At 71.3% G+C, this 18,599-nt stretch carries 18 protein-coding genes; 14 read left to right on the top strand and 4 right to left on the bottom strand.

Translation table 11 applies throughout. The annotated features are described in order from the left end of the window. Positions 1–198: 198 nt before the first annotated feature. The 9 genes from atpB (at position 199) to AB0F11_RS22515 (ending at position 7,973) form a co-directional block, all read left to right on the top strand. Positions 199–1,038 carry a F0F1 ATP synthase subunit A gene (gene atpB / locus AB0F11_RS22555; RefSeq protein ID WP_362176674.1) on the top strand — a complete coding sequence of 280 codons (840 nt, stop codon included), beginning with the start codon at positions 199–201 and terminating at the stop codon, positions 1,036–1,038. Between the two features lie 79 nt (positions 1,039–1,117). Continuing rightward, positions 1,118–1,351 (top strand): ATP synthase F0 subunit C, encoded by a 234-nt coding sequence (atpE, locus tag AB0F11_RS22550; RefSeq protein WP_355965164.1) that lies wholly within the window; start codon positions 1,118–1,120, stop codon positions 1,349–1,351. 43 nt (positions 1,352–1,394) lie between these two features. Then, positions 1,395–1,937: a F0F1 ATP synthase subunit B gene (locus AB0F11_RS22545; protein ID WP_362176545.1), complete on the top strand. Its 543-nt coding sequence runs from the start codon at positions 1,395–1,397 to the stop codon at positions 1,935–1,937. Next, positions 1,934–2,749: a F0F1 ATP synthase subunit delta gene (locus AB0F11_RS22540; RefSeq protein WP_362176543.1), complete on the top strand. Its 816-nt coding sequence runs from the start codon at positions 1,934–1,936 to the stop codon at positions 2,747–2,749. The genes AB0F11_RS22545 and AB0F11_RS22540 overlap by 4 nt, the downstream gene beginning before the upstream one ends. A 129-nt stretch (positions 2,750–2,878) precedes the next feature. After that, a complete protein-coding gene (gene atpA, locus AB0F11_RS22535; RefSeq protein ID WP_362176540.1) occupies positions 2,879–4,474 on the top strand; it encodes a F0F1 ATP synthase subunit alpha in 1,596 nt (531 codons plus the stop codon). A gap of 20 nt (positions 4,475–4,494) precedes the next feature. Then, the gene (locus AB0F11_RS22530; RefSeq protein ID WP_362176537.1) at positions 4,495–5,412 is read left to right on the top strand and encodes a F0F1 ATP synthase subunit gamma; all 918 of its coding nucleotides are present in this window, start codon (positions 4,495–4,497) and stop codon (positions 5,410–5,412) included. After that, complete coding sequence (atpD, locus tag AB0F11_RS22525; protein WP_362176534.1) at positions 5,412–6,854, top strand: F0F1 ATP synthase subunit beta; 1,443 nt, start codon at positions 5,412–5,414, stop codon at positions 6,852–6,854. Before AB0F11_RS22530 ends, atpD begins: the two co-directional genes overlap by 1 nt. Before the next feature lie 142 nt (positions 6,855–6,996). Beyond that, complete coding sequence (locus AB0F11_RS22520) at positions 6,997–7,371, top strand: F0F1 ATP synthase subunit epsilon (RefSeq protein WP_362176531.1); 375 nt, start codon at positions 6,997–6,999, stop codon at positions 7,369–7,371. A 155-nt stretch (positions 7,372–7,526) separates the two neighbouring features. Next, entirely contained in the window at positions 7,527–7,973 is a 447-nt protein-coding gene (locus AB0F11_RS22515; RefSeq protein WP_362176529.1) for a DUF2550 domain-containing protein, read from the top strand. Positions 7,974–8,083: 110 nt separating this feature from the next. Here the strand turns inward: AB0F11_RS22515 and AB0F11_RS22510 are convergent, their stop codons facing one another. The 3 genes from AB0F11_RS22510 to AB0F11_RS22500 all read right to left on the bottom strand — a co-directional run bounded on the left by AB0F11_RS22510 (position 8,084) and on the right by AB0F11_RS22500 (position 12,039). Further along, positions 8,084–9,931 (bottom strand): glycoside hydrolase family 18 chitinase, encoded by a 1,848-nt coding sequence (locus AB0F11_RS22510; protein WP_362176526.1) that lies wholly within the window; start codon positions 9,929–9,931, stop codon positions 8,084–8,086. Positions 9,932–10,180: 249 nt separating this feature from the next. Then, positions 10,181–10,834 carry a response regulator transcription factor gene (locus AB0F11_RS22505; protein WP_362176524.1) on the bottom strand — a complete coding sequence of 218 codons (654 nt, stop codon included), beginning with the start codon at positions 10,832–10,834 and terminating at the stop codon, positions 10,181–10,183. Further along, a complete protein-coding gene (locus tag AB0F11_RS22500) occupies positions 10,831–12,039 on the bottom strand; it encodes a histidine kinase (protein ID WP_362176521.1) in 1,209 nt (402 codons plus the stop codon). The genes AB0F11_RS22505 and AB0F11_RS22500 overlap by 4 nt, the downstream gene beginning before the upstream one ends. Positions 12,040–12,238: 199 nt before the next feature. On the opposite strand from AB0F11_RS22500, the gene AB0F11_RS22495 reads away from it, so the two are divergent. After that, positions 12,239–12,853 (top strand): hypothetical protein, encoded by a 615-nt coding sequence (locus AB0F11_RS22495; RefSeq protein ID WP_362176519.1) that lies wholly within the window; start codon positions 12,239–12,241, stop codon positions 12,851–12,853. Here the strand turns inward: AB0F11_RS22495 and AB0F11_RS22490 are convergent. Further along, positions 12,850–13,425 carry a cob(I)yrinic acid a,c-diamide adenosyltransferase gene (locus tag AB0F11_RS22490; protein ID WP_362176516.1) on the bottom strand — a complete coding sequence of 192 codons (576 nt, stop codon included), beginning with the start codon at positions 13,423–13,425 and terminating at the stop codon, positions 12,850–12,852. The genes AB0F11_RS22495 and AB0F11_RS22490 overlap by 4 nt on opposite strands. A 111-nt stretch (positions 13,426–13,536) precedes the next feature. Here AB0F11_RS22490 and AB0F11_RS22485 point away from each other — a divergent pair, with 111 nt between their 5' ends. The 4 genes from AB0F11_RS22485 to AB0F11_RS22470 all read left to right on the top strand — a co-directional run bounded on the left by AB0F11_RS22485 (position 13,537) and on the right by AB0F11_RS22470 (position 18,288). Next, positions 13,537–14,109 (top strand): hypothetical protein, encoded by a 573-nt coding sequence (locus AB0F11_RS22485; protein ID WP_362176513.1) that lies wholly within the window; start codon positions 13,537–13,539, stop codon positions 14,107–14,109. 157 nt (positions 14,110–14,266) lie between these two features. Further along, on the top strand, positions 14,267–15,115 hold the full coding sequence (locus tag AB0F11_RS22480) for a 3-hydroxyacyl-CoA dehydrogenase family protein (RefSeq protein ID WP_361906846.1): 849 nt from the start codon (positions 14,267–14,269) through the stop codon (positions 15,113–15,115). 227 nt (positions 15,116–15,342) lie between these two features. Then, the gene (locus AB0F11_RS22475; RefSeq protein ID WP_030030436.1) at positions 15,343–15,666 is read left to right on the top strand and encodes an STAS domain-containing protein; all 324 of its coding nucleotides are present in this window, start codon (positions 15,343–15,345) and stop codon (positions 15,664–15,666) included. 186 nt (positions 15,667–15,852) lie between these two features. Further along, positions 15,853–18,288: an ATP-binding protein gene (locus tag AB0F11_RS22470; RefSeq protein WP_362176510.1), complete on the top strand. Its 2,436-nt coding sequence runs from the start codon at positions 15,853–15,855 to the stop codon at positions 18,286–18,288. The last annotated feature ends 311 nt before the right edge of the window (positions 18,289–18,599 follow it).

Raw genomic sequence — 18,599 nt, 5'->3', positions numbered from 1 at the left:
GGATAAGTGCGCGTTCGAGATGCTGCTATCGTCCGGTGCCAACTGCGGCATTGCGGGCGCGGGCATCTGAGCTGACGCCTGTTCCATCGCGAGGCTCGATGCCTGACTGCCGCCCCCACACCCGTTACACCAGTCCAGTGCCGAACCGCGGCCGTACGCCGCGCCGACACGATGAGGTTGCCGTACCTATGCGCCACGCTGAAGGAGCCCGCGGTGAGTGCTGACCCGACGCAGGTCCTCGCTTTCGAGACCGACTGTCACATCTTCGACGGATGTGGCTTCCCCGGTCCGGGCCTGCACTCGTTCCTCTTCGAGCCGCTGTGGGGCGAACCCGGCCTGACGAGCACGTACTTCAACAAGCCGATGCTGCTGGCCCTCCTGGGCTCGATCATCATCGTGGCCTTCTTCTGGGCCGCCTTCGGCAAGCCGAAGGTCGTGCCCGGCAAGCTCCAGATGGTCGCCGAGACCGGCTACGACTTCGTTCGCCGCGGCATCGTCTACGAGACGCTCGGCAAGAAGGAGGGCGAGAAGTACGTCCCCTTCATGGTCTCGCTGTTCTTCTTCGTGTGGATCCTGAACGTCTGGTCGATCGTGCCGGTGGCCCAGTTCCCGGTGACCGCGATCATCGCGTACCCGGCGGTCCTGGCCGCGATCGTGTACTTCATCTGGATGTCGGTGACGTTCAAGCGCCACGGCTTCGTCGGCGGTCTGAAGAACCTGACCGGCTACGACAAGTCGCTCGGCCCGGTGCTGCCGCTCGTCATGGTCATCGAGTTCTTCTCGAACGTCCTGGTGCGCCCGTTCACCCACGCGGTCCGACTGTTCGCGAACATGTTCGCCGGTCACACCCTGCTGCTGCTGTTCACCATCGCCAGCTGGTACCTGCTGAACGGGATCGGCATCGCCTACGCCGGCGTCTCGTTCATCATGGTCGTCGTGATGACCGCCTTCGAGCTCTTCATCCAGGCTGTCCAGGCGTACGTCTTCGTCCTCCTGGCCTGCAGCTTCATCCAGGGCGCGCTCGCCGAGCACCACTGAGCCAGACCGCCCACCCCCCATCCCCCTGTCGTCCGGTGGCCAACCCCCACCGGTCCGTGAAAGAGAAGGAAGAACTGGCATGTCCCAGATCCTTGCTGCCGCCGAAGGCGTCACCGGTTCCCTCAGCTCCATCGGTTACGGCCTCGCGGCCATCGGCCCGGGCGTCGGCGTCGGCATCATCTTCGGTAACGGTACGCAGGCCCTCGCCCGCCAGCCCGAGGCTGCCGGTCTGATCCGCGCCAACCAGATCCTCGGCTTCGCCTTCTGTGAGGCGCTCGCCCTCATCGGTCTGGTCATGCCGTTCGTCTACTAAGACGAGCCGCGACCACTAGTCCGATTAGACGAAAGGCACTGATGTGAACCTCATGGTTCTGGCGGCCGAGGAGATGGAAAACCCCCTCTTCCCGCCGATCCCCGAGCTCGTCATCGGTCTGATCGCCTTCGTCATCGTCTTCGGTTTCCTCGCGAAGAAGCTCCTCCCGAACATCAACAAGGTTCTGGACGAGCGTCGCGAGGCCATCGAGGGCGGTATCGAGAAGGCTGAGGCCGCTCAGACCGAGGCTCAGAGCGTGCTGGAGCAGTACAAGGCCCAGCTCGCCGAGGCCCGGCACGAGGCCGCGCGCCTGCGCCAGGACGCGCTGGAGCAGGGCACTGCGCTCAAGGAAGAACTGCGCGCAGAGGGCCAGCGGCAGCGTGAGGAGATCATCGCTGCCGGTCACGCCCAGATCGCCGCGGACCGCAAGGCCGCTGCTCAGGCGCTGCGTCAGGACGTGGGCAAGCTCGCCACCGACCTGGCCGGGAAGCTCGTCGGCGAGTCCCTCGAGGACGCCGCCCGGCAGAGCCGCACCATCGACCGCTTCCTCAGCGAGCTCGAGGAGAAGGCCGAGGCGGCCCGATGAACGGAGCGAGCCGCGAGGCGCTGGCCTCCGCGCGCGAGCGTCTCGACGCGCTGACGGACAACACGTCCGTCGACGCGGCGAAGCTCGCCGGTGAGCTGGCAGCCGTCACCGCGCTGCTCGACCGTGAGGTCTCGCTGCGTCGGGTCATCACGGACCCGGCGCAGTCCGGCGAGGCCAAGGCCGAGCTGGTCGGCCGGCTGCTGTCCGGCCAGGTGGGCGGGGAGACCCTCGACCTGGTGTCCGGCATGGCCCGGTCCCGCTGGTCGCAGTCCCGTGACCTGGTGGACGCGCTGGAGGAGCTGGCGGCCACCGCCGACCTCACCGCCGCCCAGCAGGGCAACGCGCTCGACAACGTCGAGGACGAGCTGTTCCGGTTCGGCCGGATCGTCGCCTCGAGCACCGAGCTGCGTGCCGCGCTGACCGACCACGCCGCCACTTCCTCCGCCAAGAGCGAGCTGCTGCGCAGCCTGCTCGGCGGCAAGGTGAACGCCGTCACCGAGCGCCTGATCGTCCGTCTCGTCACGCACCCGCGTGGACGTAGCCTTGAGGGGGGACTCGAGTCCCTCTCGACGCTCGCCGCTGCGCGTCGTGACCGCATGGTCGCCACCGTGATCAGCGCGGTCCCGCTCAGCGACGTGCAGAAGCAGCGTCTCGGCGCGGTGCTGGCCAAGCTGTACGGCCGCGAGATGCACCTGAACCTGGACGTGGACCCCGAGGTCCTCGGCGGGATCGTGGTGCGGGTCGGCGACGAGGTCATCGACGGCAGCATCGCGGAGCGCCTCTCCGAGGCGTCCCGCCGCATGGCCGGCTGACCGGCCACCAATAGAACAAAGCATTCCTAGCGGCCCGGTTGGGCCGTGCAGAACTTGCAGAAGATTCCTGGGGGTCACCCCCAGACCCCTAAGAAGCTTCAGGCCCAACAAGGAGAGCAGGGAACCCAGATGGCGGAGCTCACGATCCGGCCGGAGGAGATCCGGGACGCACTGGAGAACTTCGTCCAGTCGTACAAGCCGGACGCGGCCTCGCGCGAGGAGGTCGGCACGGTCAGCCTTGCCGGCGACGGCATCGCGAAGGTGGAGGGCCTGCCCTCCGCCATGGCGAACGAGCTGCTGAAGTTCGAGGACGGCACCCTCGGCCTCGCCCTCAACCTCGAGGAGCGCGAGATCGGTGCGATCGTCCTCGGCGAGTTCAGCGGCATCGAGGAGGGCCAGTCGGTGCAGCGCACCGGCGAGGTCCTCTCCGTCGGCGTCGGCGAGGGCTACCTCGGCCGCGTTGTCGACCCGCTCGGCAACCCGATCGACGGTCTCGGCGAGATCGCGACCGAAGGCCGCCGCGCCCTCGAGCTGCAGGCCCCCGGCGTCATGGTCCGCAAGTCGGTCCACGAGCCGATGCAGACCGGCTACAAGGCCGTCGACGCGATGGTGCCGATCGGCCGCGGCCAGCGTCAGCTGATCATTGGTGACCGTCAGACCGGCAAGACCGCTCTGGCCGTCGACACGATCATCAACCAGCGCGACAACTGGCGCTCGGGCGACGTGAACAAGCAGGTCCGCTGCATCTACGTCGCCATCGGCCAGAAGGGCTCGACCATCGCGTCGGTCCGCGGCGCCCTCGAAGAGGCCGGCGCGCTCGAGTACACGACGATCGTCGCCGCCCCGGCGTCCGACCCGGCCGGCTTCAAGTACCTGGCGCCGTACACCGGTTCCGCCATCGGCCAGCACTGGATGTACGCCGGCAAGCACGTCCTGATCATCTTCGACGACCTGTCGAAGCAGGCCGACGCCTACCGCGCCGTGTCGCTGCTGCTGCGCCGCCCGCCGGGCCGCGAGGCCTACCCGGGTGACGTCTTCTACCTGCACTCGCGTCTGCTGGAGCGCTGCGCCAAGCTCTCCGACGACATGGGCGCCGGCTCGATGACCGGTCTGCCGATCGTCGAGACCAAGGCCAACGACGTCTCGGCGTTCATCCCGACCAACGTCATCTCCATCACCGACGGCCAGTGCTTCCTGGAGTCCGACCTGTTCAACGCCGGCCAGCGTCCGGCCCTGAACGTCGGTATCTCGGTCTCCCGCGTCGGTGGTTCCGCGCAGCACAAGGCCATGAAGCAGGTCTCCGGCCGTCTGCGCGTCGACCTGGCCCAGTACCGCGAGCTGGAGGCGTTCGCCGCCTTCGGTTCCGACCTGGACGCCGCGTCGAAGGCCTCGCTGGAGCGCGGCAAGCGCATGGTCGAGCTGCTGAAGCAGGGCCAGTACCAGCCGATGCCGGTCGAGGAGCAGGTCGTCTCCGTCTGGGCCGGCACCACCGGCAAGATGGACGACGTCCCGGTCGCCGACATCCGTCGCTTCGAGTCCGAGCTGCTGGAGCACCTGCGCCGCGAGCGCAAGGACCTCCTCACCTCGATCGCCGAGGGCGGCAAGATGTCCGACGACACGCTGACCGCGGTCGCCGACGCCATCGCCGGCTTCAAGCGGCAGTTCGAGACCTCGGACGGCAAGCTTCTGGGCGAGGACGCACCGGCCGTCAACGTCTCCAAGTGACGACGGAAGGGACCTGACTCATGGGAGCGCAGCTCCGGGTCTACAAGCGTCGCATCCGTGCCATCACGGCGACCAAGAAGATCACCAAGGCGATGGAGATGATCTCCGCCTCGCGCATCGTCAAGGCGCAGCGCAAGGTGGCGGCGTCCATGCCGTACGCGACCGAGCTCACCCGTGCGGTGACGGCGGTGGCGACCGGTTCGAACACCAAGCACGCCCTGACCACCGAGGTCGAGGCGCCGACCCGCGCCGCGGTCCTGCTCATCACGAGCGACCGCGGCCTGGCCGGCGGCTACTCCTCGAACGCCATCAAGCAGGCCGACCGGCTCACCGAGCGGCTGCGCAGCGAGGGCAAGGAGGTCGACACGTACATCGTCGGCCGCAAGGGCGTCGCGTACTTCGGGTTCCGTGAGCGCAAGGTCGCGGACTCGTGGACCGGCTTCACCGACAGGCCGGAATACGCCGACGCCAAGCGCGTCGCGGCGCCGCTGATCGAGGCCATCCAGACGGAGACGGCCGAGGGTGGCGTCGACGAGCTGCACATCGTCTTCACGGAATTCGTGTCGATGATGACGCAGAACGCGGTGGACAGCCGGATGCTGCCGCTCAGCCTCGAGCAGGCTGCGGAGGAGACCGGCGCGAAGGGCGAGATCCTTCCGCTGTTCGACTTCGAGCCGTCGGCGGAGGACGTCCTCGACGCCCTGCTGCCGCGCTACGTCGAGAGCCGCATCTACAACGCACTGCTGCAGTCGGCCGCCTCCGAGCACGCCGCCCGCCGCCGTGCGATGAAGTCGGCCACCGACAACGCCGGTGAGCTCATCAAGAGCCTCTCCCGGCTTGCCAACGCGGCCCGCCAGGCCGAAATCACCCAGGAAATCAGCGAGATCGTCGGTGGCGCGAGCGCCATGGCCGACGCGACCGCGGGGAGTGACAAGTAATGACGACCTCTGTTGAGACGGCCGCCGCCACGGGCCGCGTCGCCCGGGTCATCGGCCCGGTCGTCGACGTGGAGTTCCCCGTCGACGCGATGCCCGAGATCTACAACGCGCTGACCGTCCAGGTCGCCGACCCGGCCGAGGAGGGCGCGCTCAAGACGCTGACCCTCGAGGTCGCCCAGCACCTGGGTGACGGCGTGGTCCGCACCATCTCCATGCAGCCCACCGACGGCCTGGTCCGCCAGGCCGCGGTGACCGACACGGGCTCGGGCATCACCGTCCCGGTCGGCGACTTCACCAAGGGCAAGGTCTTCAACACCCTGGGTGAGGTGCTCAACTACCCGGAGGCCAACTCCGAGGTGACCGAGCGCTGGGCGATCCACCGCAAGGCCCCGAACTTCGACGAGCTCGAGTCGAAGACCGAGATGTTCGAGACCGGCGTCAAGGTCATCGACCTCCTCACCCCGTACGTCAAGGGTGGAAAGATCGGTCTGTTCGGTGGTGCCGGTGTCGGCAAGACCGTTCTGATCCAGGAAATGATCTACCGCGTCGCCAACAACCACGACGGTGTGTCGGTGTTCGCGGGCGTCGGTGAGCGCACCCGTGAGGGCAACGACCTCATCGAGGAGATGTCGGACTCCGGCGTTCTGGACAAGACCGCGCTGGTCTTCGGCCAGATGGACGAGCCCCCGGGCACCCGTCTGCGCGTCGCCCTGGCCGGTCTGACCATGGCGGAGTACTTCCGCGATGTTCAGAAGCAGGACGTTCTGTTCTTCATCGACAACATCTTCCGGTACACCCAGGCCGGTTCCGAGGTGTCGACCCTGCTCGGCCGTATGCCCTCCGCGGTGGGTTACCAGCCGAACCTGGCCGACGAGATGGGTCTCCTCCAGGAGCGCATCACCTCGACCCGTGGTCACTCGATCACCTCCATGCAGGCGATCTACGTCCCCGCCGACGACCTCACCGACCCGGCGCCGGCGACCACCTTCGCCCACCTCGACGCGACGACGGTTCTGTCCCGTCCGATCTCCGAGAAGGGCATCTACCCGGCCGTGGACCCGCTGGACTCCACGTCCCGGATCCTGGACCCGCGCTACATCGCCGCGGACCACTACAACGCCGCGATGCGCGTCAAGGGGATCCTGCAGAAGTACAAGGACCTCCAGGACATCATCGCGATCCTCGGTATCGACGAGCTGGGCGAGGAGGACAAGCTCGTTGTCCACCGTGCCCGCCGCGTCGAGCGCTTCCTGTCGCAGAACACCCACGTCGCCAAGCAGTTCACCGGCGTGGACGGTTCGGACGTTCCGCTCGACGAGTCGATCGCCGCGTTCAACGCGATCTGTGACGGTGAGTACGACCACTTCCCCGAGCAGGCGTTCTTCATGTGCGGTGGCATCGAGGACCTGAAGGCCAACGCCAAGGAGCTGGGCGTCTCCTGATCCGGCGCGCTCCTCGCGGAGCGCATCCGGTTCGCAGGTCTCCCAAGGAGAGGGGCGGGTGTGTCCCGTCCCTCTCCCCACGCCCATTAGAATTTGACCCAACACCCGGCTGACCCGCCGGGTGGTGACCCGAGGAGCCACCTTGGCTGCTGAGCTGCACGTCGAGCTGGTCGCGGCGGACCGCAATGTCTGGTCCGGCGAGGCCACCCTGGTCGTCGCCCGCACCACGTCCGGCGACATCGGCGTCATGCCCGGTCACCAGCCGCTTCTCGGTGTGCTGGAATCGGGCCCGGTGACCATCCGTACCAGCGAGGGCGGCACGGTCGTCGCCGCGGTGCACGGCGGATTCATCTCGTTCGCGGACAACAAGCTGTCCCTGCTGGCCGAGATCGCCGAGCTCGCGGACGAGATCGACGTCAAGCGTGCGGAGCGGGCACTGGAGCGCGCGAAGTCGGAGGCCGATGCGGCCGCCGAGCGTCGCGCGGATGTCCGGCTGCGCGCGGTCGCGGGGCACTGAGCCCCGTACCGAACAGGTTTGAAACCTCAGCCGCGGTCCGTTCCGGAATTTCCCGGGACGGGTCGCGGCTGAGGCGATGTAGGTCCGTCACGGGACTCGTCCGGTGACGGTCACAGTCGTATGCGGTATGTCGATGAGCGAGGAGGTCGGTGAAGATGCTCCTCGCTCTGCTTGTGAGCGGCCTGGTCGTAGCCCTGGTGGTGATCGGGCTTTTCGTGTTCGGCCTGCGCCGCAGACTCATCCAGCGCTCCGGCGGCACCTTCGACTGCAGCCTGCGCTGGGGCGTCTCCGAGGAGCCCGACGCCTCCGGCAAGGGCTGGGTGTACGGGGTCGCCCGCTACAGCGGTGACCGCATCGAGTGGTTCCGCGTCTTCTCGTACTCGCCCCGGCCGCGCCGGCTGCTGGAGCGCGCCTCGATCGAGGTGGTCGCCCGCCGCGCCCCGGAGGGCGAGGAAGAGCTGGCGCTGCTGTCCGACGCCGTCGTGCTCGGCTGTCTCCACCAGGGGACCCGCCTGGAGCTGGCGATGAGCGAGGACGCGCTGACCGGTTTCCTGGCGTGGCTGGAGGCGGCGCCGCCCGGGCAGAGGGTGAACGTGGCCTGAGGGCCGTGGCCCGGCCCGCGGCCGGGGCCGTACGGATGTGGGAAGCCGGGGAGGCGGGGGGCGGACCCCGTCTCCCCGGCTTCGTCGTTCACCGGTTCAGTGCGTGGGGGTCACTGGAGTCCGGTGTGGATCGCGTTCGCGAGTTCGCCGTTGGCGGTGTCCCCGCTGAATTCCCAGAAGAAGGCTCCCCTGAGGCCCTGGCTCTTGGTCCAGCTCATCTTGCCGGCGATGGTCGCGGGGGTGTCGTAGCTCCACCAGTTGCTGCCGCAGCGGCCGTACGCGGTGCCGGCGACGGTGGCGGTGGCAGGGCAGCTGCTCTTCAGCACCCTGTAGTCCTCGATGCCCTGCTCGTACGTGCCCGGCGCCGGACCGGTGGCGGTGCCGCCGGGGGCGTCCTGGGTGACGCCGGTCCAGCCGCGGCCGTAGAAGCCGATGCCCAGGTTGAGCTTGGACGCGGCGATGCCCTTGCCCTTGAGCTTGGTGATGGCGGCCTCGGAGTTGAATCCGGCGATCGGGATGCCCGCGTAGGAGGTGAGCGGGGAGTGCGGGGCGGTGGGACCCTTGGCGTCCCAGGCGCCGAAGAAGTCGTAGGTCATGACGTTGTAGAAGTCGACGTACTGGGCGGCGCCCGCGTAGTCGGCGAGGTCGAGCTTTCCGCCGTTGGAGCCGTCGGCGGAGATGGCGGCGGTGACGAGGTTGCTGCCGCCGAACTTGGTCCGCAGTGCGGACAGCAGGTTCTTCAGGGAGGCGGCGCCGCTGGTGTCGCAGGACAGTCCGCAGGCGTTCGGGTACTCCCAGTCGATGTCGATGCCGTCGAAGACGTCGGCCCAGCGCGGGTCCTCGACCAGGCTGTAGCAGGAGTCGGCGAAGGCGGCGGGGTTCGCGGCGGCCTGGCCGAAGCCGCCGGACCAGGTCCAGCCGCCGAAGGACCACAGGACCTTCAGGCCCGGGTACTGGGCCTTGAGCTTGCGCAGCTGGTTGAAGTTGCCGCGCAGCGGCTGGTCCCAGGTGTCGGCCTTGCCGTCGACGCTCTGGTCGGCGGTGTAGGCCTTGTCGTAGTCGGCGTAGGCGTCGCCGACGGTGCACTTGCCGCCCTGGACGTTGCCGAAGGCGTAGTTGATGTGGGTGATCTTCGCCGCGGAGCCGGAGGTGACCAGGTTCTTCACGTGGTAGTTGCGCTGGTAGACGCCCCAGTCGGTGAAGTAGCCGAGCTTGACCTTGCCGCCCGGGTCCGGGGGAGTGGTGCCGCCGCCGGCCGTGGTGACCGACAGGGCGGCGGAGGACGGGCCGGTCTGGTCGGCGGTGTCGCGGGCGGTCACGCTGTAGGTGTAGGGGGTGGCCTTGGTCAGGCCGGTGTCGGTGTAGCTGGTCCCGGTGACGGTGGCGATCTTGACTCCGCCGCGGAAGACGTCGTAGTTCTTCACGCCCTTGTCGTCGGTGGCGGCGCTCCAGCCGAGGGCCAGGGATGTCTCGGTGATCCCGCTCGCGGTCGGGGTGCCGGGGGCGGAGGGCGGGGTGTCGGCGGGGATGGTGCCGCCCTCGCAGGGCGCTCCGTTGATCCTGCAGCCGGCGGGGGCGCCGGAGCCGGTGCCGTTGAAGCCGAAGCTGACGGTGGCGCCGGGGGCGAGGGTGCCGTTGTACGACTTGTTCTTGCCGGTCCAGTGGGTGCCCGAGCTCGTCACGTCGGCGTCCCAGGCGGAGGTGACCGCGGTGCCGGCCGGGTAGTCCCATTCCACGGTCCAGCTCGTGAGGGTGGTCGTGCCGGTGTTCTTCACCGTCCACTTGCCCTCGAAGCCGGAGCCCCAGTCGGAGACCTTCGTGTACGCGGCCGTCGCCGATCCGGCGGCCTGGGCCGGGCCGGCCAGGGCCACGAGGCCGGCGGCGGGCAGGGCGACCGAGGCCACGGTCGCGGCGAGCCTTCTGAAGAGACGGATGCGGGGTGGGGGTGCTGTGCTCAAGGGTGCTCCTCCGTAGGTCCGTCGTGGCCGTGGGGCGATCACGACATGGGGGTGGGACCTGCGCCGCCCGTGAGCACGCTTGTCATGGCACGCTCACCACAGTTGCGGTGAGCGTAGAAAGGTCTGGACCAAGCGTCAAGAGGTCCAGACCTCAGCGGGCGGAGGGGCCCCGGCGCCGCTCGGGCGCCGCTCCGGCTCGGCTCCAAGCCGCCCGCGCGACGGCCGCCGGCCCGCGCGCCGGCGGCCGCGCTAGAGGCCCAGTTCCTGCGCCAGCACCGCCGCCTGCACCCGGCTGCGCAGCTCCAGCTTGCCCAGCAGCCTGCTGACGTGCGTCTTCACCGTCGCCTCCGCCATCCGGAGCCGGTCCGCGATCTCCGCGTTCGACAGGCCTTCGCCCAGGCAGCCCAGCACCTCCCGCTCCCGGCGCGTCAGCGAGGCCACCGCGGCGGCCGTCTCCGGCGCCACCGGCTCCCGTACGGGTTGCGGAGCCGCGAACTCCGCGATCAGCCGCCGGGTCACCGCCGGGGCGATCAGCCCCTCGCCGCGCGCGACGGTGCGGACCGCCTCGATCAGCTCCGAGGCCTCCGCGTTCTTCAGCAGGAAGCCCGCCGCCCCCGCGCGCAGCGCGCCGAACACGTACTCGTCCAGGTCGAAGGTGGTCAGCACCAGCACGTCGGCCAGCTGCTCGGCCACCACCTGCCGCGTCGCCGACACCCCGTCGAGCCGCGGCATCTGCACGTCCATGAGGACGAGATCCGGCCGCAGCTCCCGGGCCAGGCGCACCGCCTCCTCGCCGTCCGCCGCCTCGCCCGCGACCTCGATGTCGCCGGCGCTGCGCAGGATCAGCACCAGCCCGGCCCGTACCGCGCTCTGGTCCTCGGCCACCACCACCCGGATCGTCATCCGGCCACCGCCTTCTCCTCCGCGGGCAGGACCGCCCGCACCTGCCAGACCGGGCCCGCCCGGCCCGCCGTGAACTCCCCGCCCAGCAGCTCCGTACGCTCCCGCATGCCGATCAGACCGGCCCCCGAGCCCGGCGCGCGGGGGCCCGGCTGCTGCCCGGCGCAGGGGGAGTCCACCTCCACGGTCAGCAGTCCCTCGGCCCGGGACACCCGGACCCGGACGGTGCCAGGGGCGGCGTGCTTGAGGGCGTTGGTCAAGGACTCCTGCACGATCCGGTACGCGGCCAGCTCCACCGGCGCGGGCAGCCGCGGCCCGGGCGGCCGCCCGTCGTACAGGGAGAAATCCAGCCCGCTCGCCGTGCCGTTGGTCCGGGCCTGCTCCAGGAGGGCGTCGAGCCCGTCGAGGGAGGGGGTGGCGGCCGCCTCCTGCTCGGCGCCCGCCGCCCGCAGCAGTCCGATCAACCGGCGCATTTCGGCCAGCCCCTGCACGCTGTTCTCCCGGATCACCCCGAGGGCCTCGCGGCTGGTCGCGGGGGAGTCGATGGAGAGGGCCGCGGTGGAGTGGATGGCGATCGCGGAGAGGTGGTTGGCCACCATGTCGTGCAGCTCGCGGGCCATCCGGGCGCGCTCGGAGGCCACGGCCTGCGTACGGTCCATCTCGGCCAGCAGCGCGGTCTGCTCGGCGTGCAGCCGGGCGGACTCGGCGGCCTCGCGCTGGTTGCGCAGGGTGGCGCCCGTCAGGGCCGGGCCGAAGCTCACGATGCCGGTGATGACGCCGATCATCAGGGCCTGCGGGGTGCGGAACCAGGCCACGGAGACGACGGTGACGACGACCGTGACCAGGCCGGTGGTGATCGGCAGCCGCCGGGCCATGGGGGGTTTGCCGTAGACCACGGCCGCGTACATCAGGTCCGTGAAAACGATGACGGTGCCCAGGTTGCCCACGGTGAACTGGTCGGCGATCACCGCGGCGGTGCCGACGGCCAGCGTGAGGTTGGGCGCGGTGCGCCGCAGCAGCTCCATCGGCCCGATGGCCAGGAGCGGCACCAGGGCCGCCCAGGCGGGGAAGAAGTGCCGGTTGTTGGTGCTGTAGACGCCCAGGGACCACAGCAGCACGCCGGCGAGCACGCTGATCACCGCGAGGAGCACGTCGTCGCGGTGCGGGCGCGGGAAGCGGGGGTTCGCAGTGGGCGCGGCCTCGGTCACGGCTCCATCCAACACGGTGGAGCGGGGGTCCGGCCTCGCCGCCGGGGCTGACTGCGGGGCGGGCCCAGTACGCCGAAGGATGCAGTCGCGGTTCCTCACCGGCGACGACGAGGCGGAGCGGATCGGGCGGGAGGCTGGGGGAAACCCCTCATGCGAACCGATGCGAACCGATGCGAACCGAGCGGAAGGGAGAGCCCTCGTGCTCGTTGCCCTGATCATTGCCTGCGAGATCGGCTTCTGGGTACTGCTGGCCGCCGGGCTGGCGCTGCGCTACCTCGCGCACATGCCCCGGCTGGGCGCGGCGGTGCTGCTGTGCGAACCGCTGCTGGAGCTGGTGCTGCTCGCGGTCACCACCTGGGACCTGAAGAACGGCGGCGAGCCGAGCTGGACGCACGGCCTGGCCGCCCTCTACATCGGCTACACCGTCGGATACGGCCACTACACCGTGAAGTGGCTCGACCGGCACGCCGCGTACCGGCTGGCCGGAGGGCCGAAGCCGCCCGGCCCGACGTACGGCAGGGAGCGGGCCCGGCACGAGTGGAAGCTGTGGATCCGGACCCTGGCGGCCGCCGCCGTCGCCCTCGGGCTGCTGGAGGGCGCCATCTTGTACGTGGGCGACGCCGCGGACACCTCCGGGCTGCGGGGCTGGGAGCTCGGCGCGCTGCGGGCGCTGGCCATCCACACCGTCGTGGCCGTCACGTACACGATCTGGCCCCGCAAGGCGCCCGCCGGGGCGGGCGGCAGCGCGGTCGCGGCCTCCTCGGAAGGCGGTCCGGCGGACACGCCCCTGGCCGGGAGCGGGCGCCGTTCCTAGCCGCGCTCGCCGCCCGGGACCCAGAGCACGTCCCCGATCTCCTTGTTGGCCGTACGGGCCAGGATGAACAGCAGGTCGGAGAGGCGGTTGAGGTAGGTGGCGGTCAGCGGGTTCATCACCTCGCCGTGCACCTCCAGCGCCGCCCAGGTGGAGCGCTCGGCCCGCCGGACCACGGTGCACGCCTGGTGCAGCAGGGCCGCCCCCGGGGTGCCGCCGGGGAGGATGAAGCTGCGCAGCTTCTCCAGCTCCGCATTGAAGCGGTCGCAGTCCGCCTCCAGCTTGTCGACGTAGAACTGCTCGACGCGCAGCGGCGGGTACTCGGGGTTCTCGACCACCGGGGTGCACAGGTCGGCGCCCACGTCGAACAGGTCGTTCTGCACCCGGACGAGCACCTTCACGACGTCCTCCGGCAGGCTGCCGAGGGCGATCGCCGTGCCGATGGCCGCATTGGCCTCGTTGGCATCGGCATAGGCCGAAATGCGCAGATCGGTCTTGGCCGTGCGGCTCATGTCGCCGAGCGCGGTCGTGCCCTTGTCACCGGTGCGGGTGTAGATGCGCGTGAGGTTCACCATGCGGCCAGCGTAATGAGCCCCACCGGAAAACCCCACGCGGTCCTCCGCCGCCCCGGCCTATCGTTTCGGCCGGGGGCCGACGTCCGGCCCGGAAGCGGGAGAAACGCACCTTTGACCGACATCTTCACCCTCTGGCAGCGGGCCGAGACGGCCAAGTGGGTCGACGTGACCGCCGGTTTCCTCGCGGCACGCCATCCCCGGGACTCCGCCGAGCACGCCGAGGTGCTGGCACGGGCCCGCGCCGTCCACGAGGCGCTGGAGCAGGGCGAGCCCTGTGCGGCGGACTCCGACGAGGCGCTCTGGCTGCGGATCCGGGCGGCGGAACCGGCGGACGCGCCGCACGCCCCGGGGGCCGTGCGGCCCGCCGAGGAGGACGCGCAGGTGCGCGACTACCTCAGGGACCTCGTCGCCCGGGAGCGGGCCGCCGGGCGGCCGGCGTGGGAGGAGCAGGACGCGCTGTTCGGCGCACACATCACGCTGTCCGTGGTCTCGCGCAGGCTGTGCGCGAACCCGGCCATGACCGCCTCGGACCACGAGGACGTGCACTACCTCGTCGCCCGCGGCCGGATGGCCCTGGACCTTGGCCACGCGCCGGCCGCGGCGCGCGAGGCCGACCGGCTGAGGCGGCTGGAGGAGCGGATCCTCGACAGGGCCCCGGCGGCGGTGGGAAGTGACGTCGGGTGAACTCGGCGCAGCGGGCCGGGCGGTGGGCCGTCCCGGTGTGATGTCCGTCATCTGAGACGTGACGCGTGTTACTTCCCGGTCACAGTGCCCCTCACGCCCGCTAGTCTCCGGCCGAGAGGCTACGAGACTGAGCCGTTTCAAGAACGAGGGGTGTGCAGTGGCTGGGAAGCTCGCCGTCATCGGTGCGGGGCTGATGGGTTCCGGAATCGCTCAGGTCTCCGCGCAGGCGGGGTGGGACGTGGTGCTGCGCGACGTCACCGACGCCGCGCTGACCCGGGGCACCGACGGCATCAAGGCCTCGTACGACAAGTTCGTCTCCAAGGGGAAGATGACGGCCGAGGACGCCGAGGCGGCCCTCGCCCGCATCACGACCACGACCGACCTGGACGCGGTCGCCGACGTCGACATCGTCGTCGAGGCCGTCTTCGAGAAGCTCGAGGTCAAGCACGAGATCTTCCGCTCCCTGGACAAGCTCGTACGGGAGGACGCGATCCTGGCGTCCAACACCTCCGCCATCCCGATCACCAAGATCGCGGCCGTGACGGAGCGTCCGGAGCGCGTGGTCGGCGCCCACTTCTTCTCGCCCGTCCCGATGATGCAGCTGTGCGAGCTGGTCCGCGGCTACAAGACCAGCGACGAGACGCTCGCCGCGACCCGCGCGTTCGCCGAGTCCGTCGGCAAGACCTGCATCGTCGTCAACCGCGACGTCGCCGGTTTCGTGACGACCCGTCTGATCTCCGCACTCGTCGTCGAAGCCGCGAAGCTGTACGAATCGGGCGTCGCCTCCGCCGAGGACATCGACATCGCCTGCAAGCTCGGCTTCGGCCACGCGATGGGCCCGCTGGCCACCGCCGACCTGACCGGCGTCGACATCCTGCTGCACGCCACCAGCAACATCTACACCGAGTCCCAGGACGAGAAGTTCGCGCCGCCGGAGCTGATGCGCCGCATGGTCGACGCCGGCGACTTCGGCCGCAAGACCGGCCAGGGCTTCTACAAGCACTGAGGCGCCGCGGCGGCAGCCGCAGCCGCCGTCGGGGCACCGCGCCCCGAGCGCCAGTTCGCCCACCCATCCCCCCGGGTGAATTAGGTATCGGTTCGCTCACGGTCGGCAACTTCACTGCCCGCGCGGCAGTCAGTTGCAGTGAGAGTTGCCGACCACGGACCGGCTCCGACCCGACGGACCGGTCGGATCAGACGGCCCATACGACGCAAGGACTGCCGGGAGCGCATATGCACATCAGGGGCGACCACGCCGAACTCGCTGTCGGGGGCCGCCTCGACGTGCGCAGCGCGGCGGACGCCCGTACGGCCCTGCACACCGCCCTCGACGACGGCCACGGCGACCTCGTGCTCGACCTCACCGGCCTCGACTCCTGGGACGCGACCGGACTCGGCGTGATCATGGGCGCCCACCGGCGGGCCGGCCGGGCCGGCCGCCGCCTCGTGCTGCGCGGAGTGCCTCCGCAGATGCAGCGGCTGCTCGTCGCAACGAGGCTCCACCGGATCCTCGCCATCGAGGGCGGACTGGAAGCGGAATCCCTCCCCAGGGTCTGAACAGCAGTCCTCCGCATTTCCTGCGGAAACGTAACGGTCCGGTGGTGGAGGCACCCCTGCGGTTCCGTGCACGACAGGCCACCGTCTAGGGTCGGGCGGAAACCGGACCGGTAGCGACAGCGGAATGTGCGAAGGCCGGGGCAACACGGCAACGCGCACGCGCACGACGCGAGGGGGGACTTGGTCATGGACCGCACACAGGGGCAGGTCGAACCGGTGGAGCAGTCCACGGCGGCCCGCGGGGCGCACCCGGCACCCGCCTCCGGCCCCGTGGCCCGGATCGTCACCCTCACCGCCGGGGACTACACCCTCACCGTCAACCCCGTCGACGGCAGCGAGATCGCACCGCGCCGCCCCGGCACCGGCGGCACCCGCCCCGCCAAGCGTGACGCGGCCTCGCGCCGGGCCGCGGACGCCGCCGTCCGGCCGCCCGCGCTGCCCGGCTCCCCCGCCGCCCCGGCCGTCTCCGCGGCGCCGCTGCTCGCCCGCGAGGAGGAACGCGCCCGCCTCGTACGGCTCCTGGGCCGCGGCCGCTCCGTACGGCTCACCGGGCCCGCCGGCTCCGGCCGCACCGCCCTGCTCGACGTGGTCGCGGCCGACTGCGCCGGCCTCGCGCCCGACGGCGTCGTCCGCCTCTCCGGCCACGGACACCAGCAGCCCGGCGAGTTGCTCCACGCGCTGTACGCCACCGTCTTCGACGCCGCGTCGGAACGGCCCGACCGGATAGAACTCCTCGCCCGCGTACGGGACATCGGCGCGATCGTGCTCCTCGACGACCTCGAACTCGGCGCCGCCGCCCTCGACGAGCTGATGCGCGCCACCCCCGAATGCGCCTACGTACTCGCCGGCACCCCCGACGACACCCGCGGCCCCGCCGACGAGGCCGCGCCGGACGAGGTCGTCCTCGCGGGCCTCGGCCGGGCCGACTGCCTCGCACTGCTCGAAGCGCGCCTCGGACGGCCGCTGACCGACGAGGAGACCGCCTGGGCGGAGGACCTCCGCTTCGCCTCCGAGGGGCTGCCGCTGCGCTTCGTCCAGGCGGCCGCGCTGCTGCGCCGGCGCGACGAGCTCAACCGGGCCGCCGCCGCGCACCACGACGCGGACGAGGACGAGCCCGGCGTCTTCGAGGAGCGGCCGCGCGACGCCGCTCCCACGCCGATGCCGACCCTCGCCGAGGGCGCGGCCCCGGCCGAGCTGCTCGCCGCCCGGGTCAGCGAGTCGGCGCGGGCCGCGCTGCGGATCGCGTGCGCGCTCGGCGGCGAACTGCCGCATCCCGCGCACCTGCCGGCGCTGGTCGGCGACACCCACGCCGACGCGGCCGTCGCCGAACTGCTCGGCAGCGGGCTCATCACCCCCGTCGGGCCGCGGTACCGGCTCGCCGCCGGGGTCGCCCGCCAGCTGGAGGAGGCCGGGTACGGGGACACCGCCGCGGAGGAGGCCCGTACGGCCGCCCGCCACTACGCCTGGTGGACCGGGCACGCCTCCGTCACCCCGGAGCGGATCGCGGCCGAGGCCGACGCGGTGCTCGCGGCGCTCGCCGGCGCCGATGTGGTGGCCGCGGTGCTGCTGGCCCGCTCCGCCGCGCCCGCGTTCGCGGCCTCGCGGCTGTGGGAGGCCTGGGGGCGGGTGCTGCGGGCGGGGGCCGAGGCCGCGCGGAAGGCGGGGGAGGTCGCGGAGCAGGCGTACTTCCACCACGAGCTCGGCGTGCTCGCGCTGTGCGAGGGGCGGCTGGGCCGCGCGCGGGCCGAGCTGGAGGCGTCCATCGGGCTGAAGGGGGCGCTGGCGGACAAGCGGGGCACCGTGGCCGGGCGGCGGGCGCTGGCGCTGGTCACCGACCGGGAGGCCGCCGGAGGGACGGTCTCCCCGCCGCTGCGGCTGGAGGCCCCGGCCGCTCCGGCTGCGGCTGCGGTGGCGGCTGCGGCTTCGGCTCCGGTGGCGGCGAAGCCTGCCGTGGAGGCGGTCACGGCGCCTGTGCCCGTGCCCGTGCGGCCGCCCGGCTCCGAGGCCGCCACGACGGCCCTGCCGGTGATGCGGCGGGCGGTGGCGCCGACGACGCTGTCGGAGGTGTTCGAGGAGGCCTTCCCCCTCGACCCGAAGCCGACGCCGGTGGCCGCTCCTGCCGTTGCCCCTGCCTCCGCTCCGCCGGGGCGGCAGCAGCGCCGCAAGCCGGTGCTGCTGGCGGTGGCCGGTGCGCTGACGGTGGCGGTGCTGGGCACGGTGATCGGGCTGGCGATGTCCTCCTCGGACTCCGAGGAGGCGGGGAGTGGTTCCGTGACCTCGTCGACGCCGGGGCCGGCTGCGCCGGGGACGTCGGGAGTGCCGGGGGTGCCGGGGGTGCCGGGGGGCGGAAACGATTCTGCTCCGCAGCCGGGGGCGGGGTCTGCGGAGCCTTCCGAGGCCGCCGAGCCGGGTGCCCCGGGTGCGACCCCGTCGCCCCGCACCCCGTCCCGCCGGCCGTCGCAGCCCTCTTCGCTCCCGACCGACTCGACGCCGACCGGCCCGTCGGGCCCGGCGAGCCCGTCCCAGCCGACGCCGTCGACGTCGCCGTCCCCGTCCCAGCCGGCGCCGTCCACCACCCCGACGGCCACGGCCACGGCCACCGTCGTCACGCCCACGCAGTAACCCGGGCCCCGCCCGCCCCCGCGCCTCAATCGCCGGCGGGGCTGGAATGCCCGGACCCTCGTCCCGGGCGTCGGCGAAGCCGGCCGGCCTTCTGGGGCGCCGCCCCGGCCCCGTGCCTCAATCGCCGGCGGGGCTGGAGATGTGCGGCTCCCGTCGCAGGCTGCACTGCGGGTGGCCCTGGCTCTTCTGTCGGATCCGAGGGTCGGCAACTTCAGCCTCGCCGGCGTTTGAGGCGCGGGTCCGGGCAGAGCCCGGTGCCCGGCGGAGCCGGGTTGCCTGGGGCTCCGCCCCAGACCCCGCGCCTCAAACGC

It is taken from the genome of Streptomyces sp. NPDC032472 (genome assembly GCF_040636955.1).
GTDB lineage: Bacteria > Actinomycetota > Actinomycetes > Streptomycetales > Streptomycetaceae > Streptomyces.
The sequence above is the reverse complement of the archived record's forward strand: the minus strand, read 5'-3'. Positions and strand labels throughout refer to the sequence as shown.

What these genes read in the sequence shown, in the direction of transcription:
- atpE (WP_355965164.1), top strand. Translation starts at nt 1,118, where the DNA reads ATGTCCCAGATCCTTGCTGCCGCCGAAGGCGTCACCGGTTCCCTCAGC.
- AB0F11_RS22540 (WP_362176543.1), top strand. Translation starts at nt 1,934, where the DNA reads ATGAACGGAGCGAGCCGCGAGGCGCTGGCCTCCGCGCGCGAGCGTCTC.
- atpA (WP_362176540.1), top strand. Translation starts at nt 2,879, where the DNA reads ATGGCGGAGCTCACGATCCGGCCGGAGGAGATCCGGGACGCACTGGAG.
- AB0F11_RS22530 (WP_362176537.1), top strand. Translation starts at nt 4,495, where the DNA reads ATGGGAGCGCAGCTCCGGGTCTACAAGCGTCGCATCCGTGCCATCACG.
- atpD (WP_362176534.1), top strand. Translation starts at nt 5,412, where the DNA reads ATGACGACCTCTGTTGAGACGGCCGCCGCCACGGGCCGCGTCGCCCGG.
- AB0F11_RS22515 (WP_362176529.1), top strand. Translation starts at nt 7,527, where the DNA reads ATGCTCCTCGCTCTGCTTGTGAGCGGCCTGGTCGTAGCCCTGGTGGTG.
- AB0F11_RS22505 (WP_362176524.1), bottom strand. Translation starts at nt 10,834, where the DNA reads ATGACGATCCGGGTGGTGGTGGCCGAGGACCAGAGCGCGGTACGGGCC.
- AB0F11_RS22490 (WP_362176516.1), bottom strand. Translation starts at nt 13,425, where the DNA reads ATGGTGAACCTCACGCGCATCTACACCCGCACCGGTGACAAGGGCACG.
- AB0F11_RS22475 (WP_030030436.1), top strand. Translation starts at nt 15,343, where the DNA reads ATGCACATCAGGGGCGACCACGCCGAACTCGCTGTCGGGGGCCGCCTC.
- AB0F11_RS22470 (WP_362176510.1), top strand. Translation starts at nt 15,853, where the DNA reads ATGGACCGCACACAGGGGCAGGTCGAACCGGTGGAGCAGTCCACGGCG.